Source organism: Streptomyces spongiae (assembly GCF_009377185.1).
GTDB lineage: Bacteria > Actinomycetota > Actinomycetes > Streptomycetales > Streptomycetaceae > Streptomyces > Streptomyces spongiae.
Genome location: NZ_VJZC01000029.1, coordinates 26,022 through 40,748, shown reverse-complemented (window position 1 = coordinate 40,748; position 14,727 = coordinate 26,022). Strand labels below are relative to the sequence as shown.

The 14,727-nt window shown below is 70.6% G+C and carries 13 protein-coding genes; 9 read left to right on the top strand and 4 right to left on the bottom strand.

From position 1 onward, the window contains the following. Positions 1–81: 81 nt before the first annotated feature. The 4 genes from FNH08_RS07285 to FNH08_RS07270 form a co-directional block, all read right to left on the bottom strand. Positions 82–660, bottom strand: a complete 579-nt coding sequence (locus tag FNH08_RS07285) for a phage tail tube protein (RefSeq protein WP_152770420.1) — start codon at positions 658–660, stop codon at positions 82–84. 194 nt (positions 661–854) lie between these two features. Continuing rightward, the gene (locus tag FNH08_RS07280) at positions 855–1,262 is read right to left on the bottom strand and encodes a hypothetical protein (RefSeq protein WP_322723927.1); all 408 of its coding nucleotides are present in this window, start codon (positions 1,260–1,262) and stop codon (positions 855–857) included. A 242-nt stretch (positions 1,263–1,504) separates the two neighbouring features. Further along, complete coding sequence (locus FNH08_RS07275) at positions 1,505–1,723, bottom strand: hypothetical protein (RefSeq protein WP_152770419.1); 219 nt, start codon at positions 1,721–1,723, stop codon at positions 1,505–1,507. After that, complete coding sequence (locus tag FNH08_RS07270; RefSeq protein ID WP_152770418.1) at positions 1,723–2,484, bottom strand: hypothetical protein; 762 nt, start codon at positions 2,482–2,484, stop codon at positions 1,723–1,725. Before FNH08_RS07270 ends, FNH08_RS07275 begins: the two co-directional genes overlap by 1 nt. A gap of 252 nt (positions 2,485–2,736) precedes the next feature. On the opposite strand from FNH08_RS07270, the gene FNH08_RS07265 reads away from it, so the two are divergent. From FNH08_RS07265 to FNH08_RS07225, 9 genes are all read left to right on the top strand, one after another. Further along, on the top strand, positions 2,737–3,195 hold the full coding sequence (locus FNH08_RS07265; protein WP_152770416.1) for a helix-turn-helix domain-containing protein: 459 nt from the start codon (positions 2,737–2,739) through the stop codon (positions 3,193–3,195). A gap of 178 nt (positions 3,196–3,373) precedes the next feature. Beyond that, positions 3,374–3,898 (top strand): GtrA family protein, encoded by a 525-nt coding sequence (locus tag FNH08_RS07260; RefSeq protein WP_228033956.1) that lies wholly within the window; start codon positions 3,374–3,376, stop codon positions 3,896–3,898. 238 nt (positions 3,899–4,136) lie between these two features. Beyond that, entirely contained in the window at positions 4,137–5,519 is a 1,383-nt protein-coding gene (locus tag FNH08_RS07255; RefSeq protein ID WP_152770415.1) for a nitrate/nitrite transporter, read from the top strand. Positions 5,520–5,730: 211 nt separating this feature from the next. Continuing rightward, the gene (locus FNH08_RS07250; protein WP_152770414.1) at positions 5,731–6,885 is read left to right on the top strand and encodes a uroporphyrinogen-III synthase; all 1,155 of its coding nucleotides are present in this window, start codon (positions 5,731–5,733) and stop codon (positions 6,883–6,885) included. Positions 6,886–7,555: 670 nt separating this feature from the next. After that, positions 7,556–8,161 carry a CGNR zinc finger domain-containing protein gene (locus FNH08_RS07245; protein WP_152770413.1) on the top strand — a complete coding sequence of 202 codons (606 nt, stop codon included), beginning with the start codon at positions 7,556–7,558 and terminating at the stop codon, positions 8,159–8,161. A 350-nt stretch (positions 8,162–8,511) separates the two neighbouring features. Beyond that, positions 8,512–9,087 carry a sigma-70 family RNA polymerase sigma factor gene (locus FNH08_RS07240; protein ID WP_322723925.1) on the top strand — a complete coding sequence of 192 codons (576 nt, stop codon included), beginning with the start codon at positions 8,512–8,514 and terminating at the stop codon, positions 9,085–9,087. Continuing rightward, entirely contained in the window at positions 9,084–9,911 is an 828-nt protein-coding gene (locus FNH08_RS07235) for an anti-sigma factor family protein (protein ID WP_152770412.1), read from the top strand. Before FNH08_RS07240 ends, FNH08_RS07235 begins: the two co-directional genes overlap by 4 nt. A gap of 155 nt (positions 9,912–10,066) precedes the next feature. Further along, positions 10,067–12,364: a HelD family protein gene (locus FNH08_RS07230; RefSeq protein ID WP_322723924.1), complete on the top strand. Its 2,298-nt coding sequence runs from the start codon at positions 10,067–10,069 to the stop codon at positions 12,362–12,364. A 406-nt stretch (positions 12,365–12,770) separates the two neighbouring features. Next, complete coding sequence (locus FNH08_RS07225; protein WP_152770410.1) at positions 12,771–14,186, top strand: NAD-dependent malic enzyme; 1,416 nt, start codon at positions 12,771–12,773, stop codon at positions 14,184–14,186. Positions 14,187–14,727: the final 541 nt, after the last annotated feature.

Genomic DNA, 14,727 nt, shown 5'->3' with positions numbered 1-14,727 from the left:
GGGGAGGGGTGACGTCCCGGCCCCGCCCGCGAGGGGCGGCCCCACCCGTCATCACGGGCGGGGCGGCGCGGGTCGGACGGGTCAGGACGCGGCGCTGTACGCCGGGTCCTTCATCAGGAAGGTGGCCAGCGGCTTGGTGTTGTCGACCGCGAGCGCGGTGAAGGTGACACCGAGCTTGATGGAGGCGGTACGGGTCAGCGACAGCTCCTCGGTCTCGGTGACCTGGCCGCGCGAGATGACGAAGCGGTACGTGATGTCCTTGCCGTCGCTGAACTCGATGCCCATCGCCTTCTCGTTGAACTTCGGGTCGGCGGTCAGCTCGTACTTGTACAGACCGGAGTTGGCCGCGGTCTCCGCGACGGCGTCACCGCCCATGAAGAACGGCAGGGTGTCCTCGTTCAGCTGGAGCAGCTGGAACTTCACCGTCAGGTCGCGGTCCGAGTAGATGAACCGGGCCGGGGAGACGGACTGCCAGGTCTCGACCGGGTCGAGCTTGTCCTTCTTCGCCAGCTTGACGCCGTCCTGCGAGGTGTAGCCGAGGTCCTTCCAGGCGGCCCCCCACGCGGTGGTGACGTCGGCCGGCGCGGTCGTACCGACCGGGGCGACCAGGATGCGGCCGGTCCCGGCGACGCGGATCTCGTTGGCGTTGTTGCCTGCCATGCGGAACTCCTTGTGAGTGGTGGTGAGGTGGTGGTGACATGACGAAGGCCCCGCCGGGCGACGGGGCCGGATCTGGAGAGAGCTACCTACGTACGGTGCGGGGATCGCGCCCCATAGGGGCGCGGGGAACTGCGCGACCAGCCACAGCGGACCCGCAGTGACCCAACCGCGTTCCCAGCGGAGCGCCTACGCGCTTACGAAGGGCGGATATGCACCCGCACCGTGGAGTAGTAACGATTGGCCGCCGACCGGTTCCAGTCGGGCAGCCACCGCGGGCCGTCGGCCTCGATGACGTCGGAGACCTGCGCGGTGCCGTAGACGGTGCCGCGCAGCGCGAGAAGCGCGGAGCGGACGGTCAGGGCCAGGGTGTGGGCCGCGGTCTTGGTGGGCCCGTAGACCTCCAGGTCCACGAGCGGCTGGTCCAGGTGCTGGTCGTCGACCCAGGCCCCGCCGGCGCGGGAGACCAGGACGACCTGCTGGGTGCCGTCGAAACCGCCGGGTGGAACGTTGTCCACGGTCGCGGCGGAGAGTTCGGCGCGGTCGGCCAGGAAGTCGACGACGAGTCGCTCGACATCCGGGAAGGTGACCGTCGGATCGGCCACGGTGAGACCTCCCTTCTCGTATCGGAGAGATGCGGGATACGCGAAACGGCGGTGCTGTTCCCCGCTGTGGGCACAGCTCCGCCGCTGCATCCATTGTGACACGTTGCGAGCGCGCGCGCAACTTCTTCTTTCCGTGATGCGGGTTCGGGTGTGGGTGCGGGTGCGGATGCGGATACGAGGCCCGAAACGCACGATGCCCCGTCACACCATCCGGTGTGACGGGGCACAGGGGGATTGGCGGGTCAGCCACGTCGGCCGCGCCCACGCGTGGCCCGCTCCGCGGCGAACACGTCCTGAAGCCGGTAGAGATGGGTCCGGCCCTGACTCCCGGCGGCCTGGAGGCGGCCCAGCTGAACCCATTTGCGTACGGTCGCGGGGGTCACCCCCGCCTCGGTGGCGGCTGCCGCGCCGGTCACCAGGGTGGGGGTCGAACCGGTCGGCCCGGGAAGGGAGTTCGGCATCAGGCGGCACCCGCCCCGCCGAGCCCGCCGTCCCTTTCGTCGGCCGTGTCGGCCAGTGCCGCGATCTCCTCCATGTCGGCTCCCGTCTCCGCCGCGAGCCGGGCCCAGCCGGTCTCCGTCCAGGTGTGCCGGTGGGCGGGGTCCGCCGCGCAGGGGCACTCCTCGTCCGTGCAGCGGCAGCCTGGGTTGATGCACAGGGCCGTGCGCCGGGCGGGCATGACCCGCAGGGAGACCGAGTCGCACCACGGGCAGCGGCCGCCGAGGCGTACCAGGGTCTCCGGGTCGCCGAGCGTTCGGCCGCAGCGGCGGGCCATCCGGCGGCACTCGTCGAGGACGTGCCGCGCGAGGACGGGGTCTTCCGTGAGGTCGGAGAGCAGTGCGGCGATCCGGACCAGGCGCCGCGGCACGTCCGCCCGTGAGGGCCGGCCGAGCCCGAGTTTCTCGTGCACCGCCTCCTCCAGTTCGACGATCCCGTCGGTGATGTCCCGGATGGCGTCGGAGACATGGAGGCGGACAGGGGCCGAGCTCGGGCCCAGCGGGGCGATGCCCAGTTGCTCCCCGCGCAGCGCCTCGGCACGCTCCGCGCGGTCCCGCTCGGCGAGGGCCCGGAGTGCGGCCTGGCCCAGAGGAGGGCGGGAGTGGGTGCCGCCGCCCGGGCGCCCCGGTGCCAACTCCCGGAGTAACTCGGGGAACTGGAGTCGCAGGATGTCGATCCAGCGGGCGGCGCGGGCGGTGTGCTGGGCGGCCAGGTCCGGTGTCATGGCGGACACCCTCCGATCCATGAGGTGGGCGGAAGCGGCAACGGATTGTTGCGAGCTCGCACACAGGGTACATGTTGCGAGCGAGGTCGCAACGGAGTTCGATGGCTGCGTCGCACCTCCCTTTTTGGCCCTGTTTTTGGGCCCTGGTTGACGGAAGACCCTCGCCGAACCTTTACTCGTGCGTGCGCGCAACCGCTCAGTACGTGTGCGCGCGAACGTTACGATGGGGGTGAGCGAGGGGAGCATTCACCGATGAAGAGTGATGCCGAGCAGGTCGAGGAGTTCGCCGCCTGGATCGAGGCGGTGATGCGCCGGCGAGGCTACGACATCGACAGCCCGCGCGGCGGTGGCAGGACCAAGCTGGCCGAGGACGCCGGTGTGCACCGGGCGGCCGTCACCCGGCTGCTTCAGCGGCAGAGCATGCCCGACCTGGAGACCATGCGCGGCCTGTCCCGTGCGCTCGGCATTCCGGTCCGGGACGTGCTCATCCGCTCCGGCAGGCTGACCGAGGCGGATCTGCCGCAGGCCTCGGCGCCTCCCGGGGCGGGCGCGACGGCGGGCGAGCCGCGGCTGTCCGCCGAGCAGGCCGCGGTGGCCCTCGGTATCCCGGAGCACCTGCGGGCGGCCTTCGTGCAGATCACCGAGCAACTCAGGCTCGGCTCGGTGGCGCCGGCCCCTCAGGGAGGGCAGGACGGGCAGGCCGGCCCCTGAGTCCGTAGGCATCCTGAGCTCCTTACGTGAATGAACGCCCCCGTCGGTCGGACGGGGGCGTTCGTCGTGCCGCTCACGCACGCGCCGCCCCCTCCGACCCGTAGCCGGTTGCGCACAGCGTGCGCAGTGCGTACAGTGTTCGCATCGGCGCACGGCGTACGAAACGGGGAGGGGTTCGATGATGGAGCAGCTGGACCACACGACGCGCGGACTTCGTCGGCCTCGCACGACGCCCGGACCGTTCGCCGCCTTCCTCCGCTTCGTGCTCTGCGGCGGTGGCGTCGGCCTCCTGTCCAGCGGGGCCGTCGTGGTGCTGGCCGCGGTGATGCCCTGGGTGGCGGCGAACGCGGTCGTGACCGTCGTGTCCACCGTGATCGCCACCGAGCTGCACGCGCGGTTCACCTTCGGGAGCGGACACCGGGCCGGCCGTCGCGAGCACCTGCGGTCCGCCGGGTCGGCGGCGGCCGCGTACCTGGTGACCTGCGCCGCGATGGCCGTACTGCACCTGGTGCAGGAGACCCCCGGTGCGCTGGTCGAGCAGGCCGTGTATCTCTCCGCGTGCGGGCTGGCCGGGATCGGGCGGTTCGTCGTACTGCGGCTGTTCGTCTTCCGGCAGGGCCGGGCGGCGGTCCCCACGGTCCCCGCCGCCGAGCTCGGCACCTGGCAGGTGGCCGGAGCGCGGACGCTGTGCGAGGCGGCGTGAGCGGAGTCACTCCCACCTGCGTCTGAACCCCGCCCGACCGGGCAGACACCGGCCTACCCTCGACACAACCCCCGCGCGGACCTGTCCTCACCGACGGGTCCGCGCGCTCGTGAGAGCAACGTTCCTTTCCGGTCACTCGGTGCCACGTACAGGAAACGAGCCCTCCCTACCTTCGGGAGTCATCACCCCTCACCACTTCTTAGTACGACCCTGAGCACCGGAGAGCCGTGGAGGCGCCATGACAGCCCCGAGCACATCCCCCGCCCCCAGCAGGGGAGGCCGCTGGATCGAGCACTGGGATCCCGAGAACGAGACCTTCTGGAACGAGACCGGCGAGAAGGTCGCCCGGCGCAACCTGTGGTTCTCCGTGCTGTCCGAGCACATCGGGTTCTCGATCTGGACCGTGTGGTCCGTGATGGTGCTCTTCATGGGCCCGGAGTACGGGCTCACCCCCGCCGACAAGTTCTTCCTCGTGTCGATGGCCACCCTGGTCGGCGCCATCGCACGCGTCCCCTACACCTTCGCGGTCGCCCTCTTCGGCGGGCGGAACTGGACGATCGTCTCCGCGAGCCTGCTGCTCATCCCGACCGTCGCGGCGTTCATCGTGATGGAGCCGGGGACCTCGTACACCACGTTCATGGTGTGCGCCATGCTCGCCGGTATCGGCGGCGGCAACTTCGCCTCCAGCATGACCAACATCAACGCCTTCTTCCCGCTGCGGAAGAAGGGCTGGGCCCTCGGCCTCAACGCGGGCGGCGGCAACATCGGCGTGCCGGTCGTGCAGCTCGTCGGCCTCGCGGTGATCGGTGCCAGCGGTGGTCCGCGCGTGCTGCTCGGGATCTACATCCCCCTCATCGTCCTCGCCGCCGTGCTCGCCGCGGTCAAGATGGACAACATCGCGCACATGAAGAACGACACCGGTGCCGCCAAGGACTCCGTCAGGGAGGCCCACACCTGGATCATGTCCTTCCTCTACATCGGCACCTTCGGCTCGTTCATCGGCTACAGCTTCGCCTTCGGCCTGGTCCTGCAGACCCAGTTCGGGCGGACCCCGCTGCAGGCGGCGTACGTCACCTTCATCGGCCCGCTGCTCGGCTCGCTGATCCGGCCCGTGGGCGGCGCGCTCGCCGACCGCTACGGCGGCGCGAAGATCACCCTGTGGAACTACGTCGCCATGGCCGCGGCCACCGGTGTCATCGTCATCGCCTCCATGCAGAAGTCGCTGCCGCTGTTCACCACCGCGTTCATCGCGCTCTTCGTGCTCAGCGGACTCGGCAACGGCTCGACCTTCAAGATGATCCCGGGCATCTTCCAGGCCAAGGCCCTCGCCAAGGGGCTGGAGGGTGAGGAGGCCGCCGCGTACGGGCGCCGCCTGTCCGGTGCGTCCATGGGCATCATCGGAGCGGTGGGCGCGCTCGGTGGCCTCGGCATCAACCTCGCCTTCCGCCAGTCCTTCCTCACCGTCGGCTCCGGCACCGGTGCCTTCGTCTCCTTCCTCGCCTTCTACGCCCTCTGCTTCGTCGTCACCTGGGCCGTATACCTTCGCCGGCCGGCGGGCGCCAAGGCCGAGGCCACCGCCACGACGGAGGCGAAGCCGCAGCTCAGCTACGCCGAGGTGTGACAATGCCGACGCCCCGGGGAGAGCCGCCCCGGGGCGCGTGCCGGACGAGGTGTGCCGGACGGCGCGTTCGCATCCGTTGTTTTCACATGAGGCGGTATCGGTAACACCGCTGACATAAACCCGAACCGAGTCTGTCACGCGCCGTTGACAGGCTCGTTCGGCACGTAACCGTTGCCGCACTTGCGGCAACGACTCGACCGCGGGACGAGACATGTACGACGAACAGCAGCGACCACCAGACCACGGGCCCCTCGCCGGGTTCACCGTGGGCGTGACGGCCGCGCGACGGGCCGACGAGCTCGGAGCGCTGCTCCAGCGACGCGGCGCGTCCGTCCTCCATGCGCCCGCTCTGCGTATCGTGCCGCTCGCCGACGACAGCGAGCTGCTCGCCGCGACGAAGGAGCTGCTCGACCAGGCCCCGGACATCGTGGTGGCGACCACCGCCATCGGCTTCCGCGGCTGGATCGAGGCCGCCGACGGATGGGGGATCGGCGAGGAGCTGCTGGCCCGGCTGCGCGAGGTGGAACTTCTCGCGCGCGGGCCGAAGGTGAAGGGCGCGGTCCGGGCCGCCGGGCTGACCGAGCACTGGTCACCGTCCTCGGAGTCCATGGCCGAGGTGCTCGACCGGCTGCTGGAGGAAGGCGTCGACGGCCGCCGCGTCGCCATTCAGCTGCATGGCGAGCCGCTGCCCGGGTTCGTGGAGTCGTTGCGGGCCGGGGGAGCGGAGGTGGTGGGCGTGCCCGTCTACCGCTGGATGCCGCCGGAGGATCTGAGCCCGCTGGACCGTCTGCTGGATGCGACGGTGAGCCGTGGGCTCGATGCCCTGACCTTCACCAGTGCCCCCGCGGCGGCGTCGCTGCTGTCGCGGGCGGAGGACCGGGGGCTGCTGCCCGAGCTGCTCGCCGCGCTGAACCACGATGTGGTGCCCGCGTGTGTGGGGCCGGTCACCGCGCTGCCGTTGCAGGCGCGGGGCGTCGACACGGTTCAGCCCGAGCGGTTCCGGCTCGGACCGCTGGTCCAGCTGCTCTGCCAGGAACTGCCCGGCCGCGCCCGTACGTTGCCCATCGCCGGGCACCGGGTGGAGATCCGGGGACACGCGGTGATGGTGGACGGGGTCCTGCGTCCCGTGCCGCCCGCCGGGATGTCCCTGCTGAGGGCGCTGTGCCGGCGGCCGGGCTGGGTGGTCGCCCGCGCGGAACTGCTGCGCGCGCTGCCCGGGGCCGGGCGGGACGAGCACGCCGTGGAGACGGCCATGGCACGGCTGCGTACGGCGCTGGGTACGCCGAAGCTGATCCAGACCGTGGTCAAGCGGGGGTACCGGTTGGCCCTGGACCCGGCTGCGGACTCCAAGTACGCCGACGTCTGAGCCTCCGGCGGCGGGTTCGTCGTTGGTTGCGCCCGTCTGTGGCTGCGGGTCCGTTGCGGCTGGTCGCGCAGTTCCCCGCGCCCCTGAGGGGCGCGCTTCCCCGCCGGTCGTCGAGTGTCTGCCCCGCCGTTGTGGCTTGGGCGCCTGCGGTTGGTTCGTGGGTCGGGGGCGCCCCGGGAGGTCTCCGTCCTCGGTCCGGCGGTGCGGTGGGTACATGAAGGGCTCGGTGGCTGACGCCGGCCACTGCGGGCGGACACCTCCCGGCACACCCCCTCACGTGCGTACGCGCCTGCGGGTGCGTTGTGATGCCGGTGCGGGGGGGGGCAACGGTGCGTTGTGATGCCGGGCGCGGGCACGGCTCTTAGGGGCGCGGGGAACTGCGCGACCAGCCACGACGAACCCGCAGCCGCCCACAAAACCTCCTGGCACCCCCTTGCGCGCGTACGCGGCTGCCGGTGCGTTGTGATGCCGGGCGCGGGCACGGCTTCTAGGGGCGCGGGGAACTGCGCGACCAGCCACGACGAACCCGCAGCCGCCCACAAACAGAACCCCGCAGACGAGACGAACCCGCCCAACCGCCGGAGGCGAATGTGCGGACAGGTGCCGCAGGGGGTACGAACTCATCGAACGGCGTTCGTATTCACCCGCACCCCAAGGCGGTGACAGGCACATGGCATTGGGTACGGCCACAGCCTCGTACGAGCCGCGTTTCGACTGTGGACGGCTCTGCCTGGATCTCCTCGCGACCACGCATCCCGAGGAACAGCTCAACTCGGTGGAACGACTGCGGGCGTGGATCACGGGAGCGGGATGCGTGCCACCAGGCACCCACCTGACGGGCGCCGACATGTCCTGGCTCGCACACTTCAGCGAACTCCGGGGTTGTATCGGCCAGTTGGTGCGGCGCGAGCCGGGCCGTGCGGGCTTCGACTCCCGCTCCTTCGAGGCCGCCCTCGCCCGCCTCAACGAGTTCGCGCGGGCGGCGACCCCCGCCCCAAGGGTCGTACGGACGGCGGACGGCGCGCTGGTCAGGACACTCGACGGCACCCCGGGCCGCGCGGCCCTGCTGGCCGTCGTCGCCCGGGACGCCATCGAGTTGCTCACCGATCCGGCCGCGTGCGCGAGCCTGCGGCAGTGCGCGGGGGACAACTGCCCCATCGTGTACGTCGACACGTCCCGTGGACGCCGACGCCGATGGTGCTCCAGCGAAACGTGCGGCAACCGTGAACGAGTGGCCCGACACCGGAGGCGGGCGGCGGCGCTGGCCCGCGCGTAGGGCCATCTCCCGGCGGCGCCGCCGCGACGACGGTTTGCCCCGGCTTGTCCGTGACTGCCAACGCTTCTCACGGGTTATCAACTTCTTTGTGACTCGTGTCAGTTGAGCCGCATTCCCGAACGCACCGAGAGTCAAACGTGGCGAGTTTCACAGCATGGGATTCATCTCTTCACAATTCCTTCCATCTCGTGCCGCAGTTGGGACGGAATTGGGCCCCTTGTCCCCCTGCTGCCCCCCAACTCACACCCCGATCAGGAAAGTTGTGGCCGCACTTTGAACACAGTCCTGGTTACCTACGTAACTCGAGATGAGCGACCGACTGGGGGAACCCCCGGACACCGGAGGTAACCGTGCGCAAGGATCCCGCTGTGGCCGATGAACGCCCGCACAGGGCACGACATCGCGCGTCACAGCCCTCAGAGCCCGACGAGGAGCTGATGCGCGCGCTCTACCGCGAACACGCGGGACCTTTGCTCGCATATGTGCTGCGTCTGGTCGCGGGCGACCGGCAGCGCGCTGAGGACGTCGTGCAAGAGACGCTCATCCGTGCCTGGAAGAATGCCGGTCAGCTCAATCGAGCAACCGGTTCGGTACGCCCCTGGCTGGTGACGGTCGCACGCCGCATCGTCATCGACGGCCACCGCAGTCGGCAAGCCCGGCCGCAGGAGGTCGACCCGTCGCCGCTGGAGGTCATACCCGCGGAGGACGAGATCGACAAGGCGTTGTGGCTGATGACACTCTCGGATGCGCTGGACGACCTGACCCCTGCCCACCGGGAGGTCCTGGTCGAGACGTACTTCAAGGGGCGTACGGTCAATGAGGCGGCCGAGACGCTCGGCATCCCCAGTGGAACGGTGCGCTCACGGGTGTTCTACGCCCTGCGGTCGATGAAACTGGCTCTGGAGGAGCGCGGGGTGACGGCATGATGAATACGTACGGGGGTTACGGAACCGGGGGCTCCGGTCCAGTAGGGGGAGCCCAACAGGGCGGAGGCGGCCCCGGAGACATTCACGAGACCGTGGGCGCGTACGCCCTCGGGATACTGGACGACGCCGAGGCGACCCAGTTCGAGGCGCATCTCGCCACGTGCGAGTGGTGCGGCCAGCAGCTCGACGAGCTGGCAGGCATGGAACCGATGCTGGCCGCGCTCGCGGACCTGCCCGGTGCGCAGGGGACCCCTGCCATCGGGGAGTCGCTGGCGGTCAAACCGAGTCAGCAGATGTCGGACCGGCTCGTCGGCGAGGTCGTCCAGCGGCGTGCCGCGAAGAAGAGGCGCAGCTTCTACATGCTGGCGGCCGGCGTCGCACTGATCGTCGGCGGTCCCACCGCCGTGTTCGCGACGACGGGCGGCGACGAGTCGGGGCAGCAGAACCAGCCCCTCGCGGCCAGCCCCGCCAAGGACGCGTTCACGCACATGACCGACAAGGTCAAGGCGACGGACAAGTCCACGGGCGTCACCGCCACGGTCGCCACGGAGGCCAAGGCATGGGGCACCCACGCGGTCATCGAGCTGTCGAACGTCAAGGGGCCCGAGAAGTGCTCCCTGATCGCCGTCGGCAAGAACGGCGAGCGGGAGACGGCGACCACCTGGGCGGTCCCGAACCGGGGCTACGGCATCAAGAACTCCAAGGACCCGGAGGCCAAGGAGCCGCTGTACACCCACGGCGGCGTGGCCATGGAGCCGAACGAGATCGACCACTTCGAGGTCATGACCTTCGACGGCAAGAAGCTCGCAGAGATCGACATGTAGGGCATGCGGGACAAGTGGGACTCCGAAGGGTCCGGTCGCAGACCTCGTAGGGGTCCTGCGGCGGACCTGTGAACACACCCCGGGCGGACGCATAGCCTCCCGGGGTCCCCTTCGCGTACGGTTGACGGCTGCCCAGCACGTCAGAAGGGGGCCCGGTGGCCGCTCAGGTTCAACAGGAGATCGCGCTCGGCTCGGTTCACGACTCCGTCCGTGAACGCGAGATCAGCGTCGAACAGGAACACCTGGACCGGGTGTACCGGCGCCTCGAGGAGAAGATCCACGAGGCGGAGTTCCTGATGAACGACGCCGCCCAGCGCGGACACGTCGGCACGCCCGGCGCACTCGCCGAGCGGGACGCCCAGGTCTTCCGGGCCGGTGTCCACCTGAACCGGCTGAACAACGAGTACGAGGACTTCCTCTTCGGCCGGATCGACCTGCTCCGCGGCAAGGACGGCAAGAAGGGGCCGGACGGCGCCTACACGGCCGTGGAACCCGCCGAGGGCGCCGTGCGCGAGGACGGTACGGCCGACATCGCCGAAACCCTGCACATCGGGCGCATCGGAGTACTGGACGAGGAGTACGCGCCACTCGTCATCGACTGGCGTGCGCCCGCCGCGGCCCCGTTCTACCGCTCCACACCCGTCGACCCCGGACGCGTCGTACGGCGTCGCGTGATCCGTTCCAAGGGGCGCAGGGTGCTCGGCGTCGAGGACGACCTGATGCGGCCCGAGCTGAAGGCCGCCCTGGACGGGCACGAGCTCGCCGTGATCGGCGACGGCGCCCTGATGGCCGCGCTGGGGCAGGCGCGCAGCCACACCATGCGGGACATCGTCTCCTCCATCCAGGCCGAGCAGGACCTGGTGATCCGCGCTCCCGCCGCCTCGGTGACGTACGTGGAGGGCGGCCCGGGCACCGGGAAGACCGCCGTCGCGCTGCACCGGGCCGCGTACCTGCTGTACCAGGACCGGCGCCGGTACGCGGGAGGCATCCTGATCGTCTCGCCGACCCCACTGCTCGTCGCCTACACGGAGGGCGTGCTGCCCTCGCTCGGCGAGGAGGGACAGGTCGCCATCCGGGCGATCGGATCCCTGGTCGACGGCGCCGCGGCCACGCTGTACGACGCGCCGTCCGCGGCCCGCGCCAAGGGCTCGCACCGCATGCTCAAGGTGCTGCGCAAGGCGGCCCGGGGCGCGCTGGAACTGAACGATCCGCCGGGCCGGCTGCGGGTCGTCGCCTTCGGGCGGCGGCTCGAACTGGAGGCCGACGAACTGGAGCGCATCCGGCACTCCGCGCTCAGCGGGACCGCCCCCGTCAACCTGTTGCGCCCGCGCGCCCGTCGGCTGCTCCTGGACGCCCTATGGGCGCGGTCCGGAGCGGCGACCCGCCACACCGACCCCGAGCTGGCCGCCGAGCTGCGGTCGTCGTTCGACGAGGACATCACCGGCGAGGACGACTTCATCGAGTTCCTCGACGCCTGGTGGCCCGAGCTGACCCCGCGCGGGGTGCTGGCCGCCATGGCCGACGAGCGCCGCCTCGGGCGCTGGGCCCGGCGGATCCTCACCCCCGGCGAGGTGCGCCGTGTCGCACGCTCGCTGAAGCGGGACGGGCTGTCGGTGCACGACGTGGCGATGCTGGACGAACTACAGGCCGTCCTCGGTCTGCCCGCCCGCCCCAAGAAGAAGCGCGAGCTCGACCCCCTCGACCAGCTCACCGGCCTCGAGGAACTCATGCCCGTACGCGAGGAGTCGCAGCGCGAGCGCGCCGAGCGCCTGGCACAGGAGCGGACCGAGTACGCGCACGTCATCGTCGACGAGGCCCAGGACCTGACGCCCATGCAGTGGCGGATGGTGGGCAGACGGGGGCGCCACGCCACCTGGACGGTCGTCGGCGACCCGGCCCAGTCGTCCTGGTCCGACCCGGACGAGGCGGCTCAGGCGCGCGACGAGGCCCTGGGCACCCGCCCGCGCCGCCGCTTCACCCTCACCGTGAACTACCGCAACCCCGCCGAGATCGCCGAGCTCGCGTCCAAGGTGCTCGCGCTGGCGATGCCCGGCTCCGAGTCTCCGTCAGCCGTCCGGTCGACGGGTGTCGAGCCGCGCTTCACCGTGGTGGGGGAGTCACTCGCCCGTACGGTCCGCGAGGAGGCCGCGCGGCTGCTCGACCGTGTCGACGGCACGGTGGGCGTCGTCGTCGCCATGAACCGGCGCGAGGAGGCGGCCCGCTGGCTCGCCGGCCTCGGCGACCGGGTCGTGGCGCTCGGCAGCCTGGAGGCCAAGGGCCTGGAGTACGACGCCACGGTCGTCGTCTCGCCCGCCGAGATCGCCGACGAGTCCCCGGCCGGGCTGCGTGTGCTGTACGTGGCGCTGACCCGGGCGACGCAGCAGCTCACCGTGGTCTCGGGCGAGCGGGACGAGCCGGACGCGCACGGGGTGCCGGATCTGCTCCGGGACTGAGCCGGAGGGCCGTGTGAGGGCCCGTGTCAGGGCCCTTTGGATGAACTCCCGAGACGGGAATGGCCTTACGGGATCTGTTTGTTAGCCTGGGTGTGGCACCGGCCCGATCCAAGCCCCCGGGCCCAACCTTCGTCGCTTCGAGCGACCACTTGCCGCGAGGCGAGCATGGCGGGTCGGTGTCACTGAGCGTGCGAGAGGCCCGCATCACCTGGTGATGCGGGCCTCTTTCGTATGGCTTGAACCGGCTTGAACCGGCTTGATCTCGCTTGACGTTGCTTGATCAACGAACAAAACGTTCGCAATCCGTAGGCGGCTACCACGTACTCCGGAGTAGGTGCGACGATCGGACGGCACTATCGCTCCAACGGCACTACACAGCTCCAGCTGAAAGCAGAGGAAGTCGGTCATGGCAACGGCGCCCAGCGTCTCCTACTCGATGACGGTCCGGCTGGAGGTGCCCGCGAGCGGAACCGCGGTCTCCCAGCTCACCACGGCCGTGGAGTCCTCCGGAGGCTCGGTGACCGGCCTCGACGTGACCGCGTCCGGGCACGAGAAGCTCCGGATAGACGTCACCATCGCGGCGACCTCCACCGCGCACGCCGACGAGATCGTGGAGGAACTCCGCGGCATCGAGGGCGTGACGCTCGGCAAGGTCTCCGACCGTACGTTCCTCATGCACCTCGGCGGCAAGATCGAGATGGCGTCGAAGCACCCCATCCGCAACCGTGACGACCTGTCCATGGTCTACACGCCGGGTGTGGCCCGCGTCTGCATGGCGATCGCCGAGAACCCCGAGGACGCGCGCCGCCTCACCATCAAGCGCAACTCCGTTGCGGTCGTGACGGACGGCTCCGCCGTGCTGGGCCTGGGGAACATCGGCCCGAAGGCCGCGCTGCCCGTCATGGAGGGCAAGGCGGCCCTCTTCAAGCGGTTCGCCGGCATCGACGCCTGGCCGATCTGCCTGGACACCCAGGACACCGACGCGATCGTCGAGATCGTCAAGGCGATCGCCCCCGGCTTCGCCGGCATCAACCTCGAGGACATCTCCGCCCCGCGCTGCTTCGAGATCGAGGCCCGTCTCCGCGAGGCCCTCGACATCCCCGTCTTCCACGACGACCAGCACGGTACCGCGATCGTCGTGCTCGCCGCCCTGACGAACGCACTGCGCGTGGCGGGCAAGGCGATGGGCGACATCCGCGTCGTCATGTCGGGCGCCGGCGCCGCCGGTACGGCCATCCTCAAACTGCTCCTCGCGGCCGGTGTGAAGAACGCCGTCGTGGCCGACATCCAGGGCGTCGTGCACTGCGACCGCGAGGACCTGGCGGACCACGCTCCGGACTCGCCGCTGCGCTGGATCGCCGACAACACCAACCCCGAGGGCCTCACCGGCACGCTCAAGGAGGCCGTGCGCGGCGCCGACGTCTTCATCGGCGTCTCCGCCCCGAACGTGCTCGACGGCGACGACGTGGCCGCCATGGCCGAGGGCGCCATCGTGTTCGCGCTCGCGAACCCCGACCCCGAGGTCGACCCGGCGGTCGCCCGGCAGACGGCGGCGGTCGTGGCCACGGGCCGCTCCGACTTCCCGAACCAGATCAACAACGTGCTGGTCTTCCCGGGCGTCTTCCGCGGCCTGCTGGACGCCCAGTCCCGCACCGTCAACACCGAGATGATGCTGGCCGCCGCGACGGCCCTCGCGGACGTCGTGACCGAGGACGAGCTCAACCCGAACTACATCATCCCGAGCGTCTTCAACGACAAGGTCGCCGGCGCGGTGGCCGGAGCGGTCCGGGACGCGGCGCGGGCGGCGGGCGCGACGGTCTGAGCCTCGGTCGGCGGGTGCGGGGGTCTGTGCTCCGGTCGTGGTGCCGCTGTCCCCGGTGGGCGTGGTCCCCGGTGGGCGGCGGCCCAGGTGGGGCGTCGGCCCCGGCGGCTGTCGCTCATGCGGGCGTTGGCCCCCGGCAGGTGTCGCTCATGCCGGTGTCGGCCGGCCTCTCGCTCTGGCCCGAACCCGCGGCAGCTGTGACGGTGGCCACGGACGCCATGGACAACGGCGCGTCGCGGGGCCCGGGCCCCCGGTCGCCCTTTAGGGTGTCGGCCAGGCTCAGGCCTGCCACGACCTGCGGGTCGCCGCCGGTGGTGAACAGCGCGTCACCATGCCGTTGCGGTGGCGCTTCCGTGTGACTCCCAAGGGTGTTCGTGTGACTCCCAGGGGTGCCGGATTGGCTTTCCCGCCGCAGGTGGAGGCAGGATGCGTCACTGGGCGCGAGGGTCTGACGAAGGACCCGGGTATGGGGACCCACCGAGGACCCTGGCAGCATCGGCTTCGCTGTGCCCAACATGCGGCTCCGCCGCGTGGCACGCCT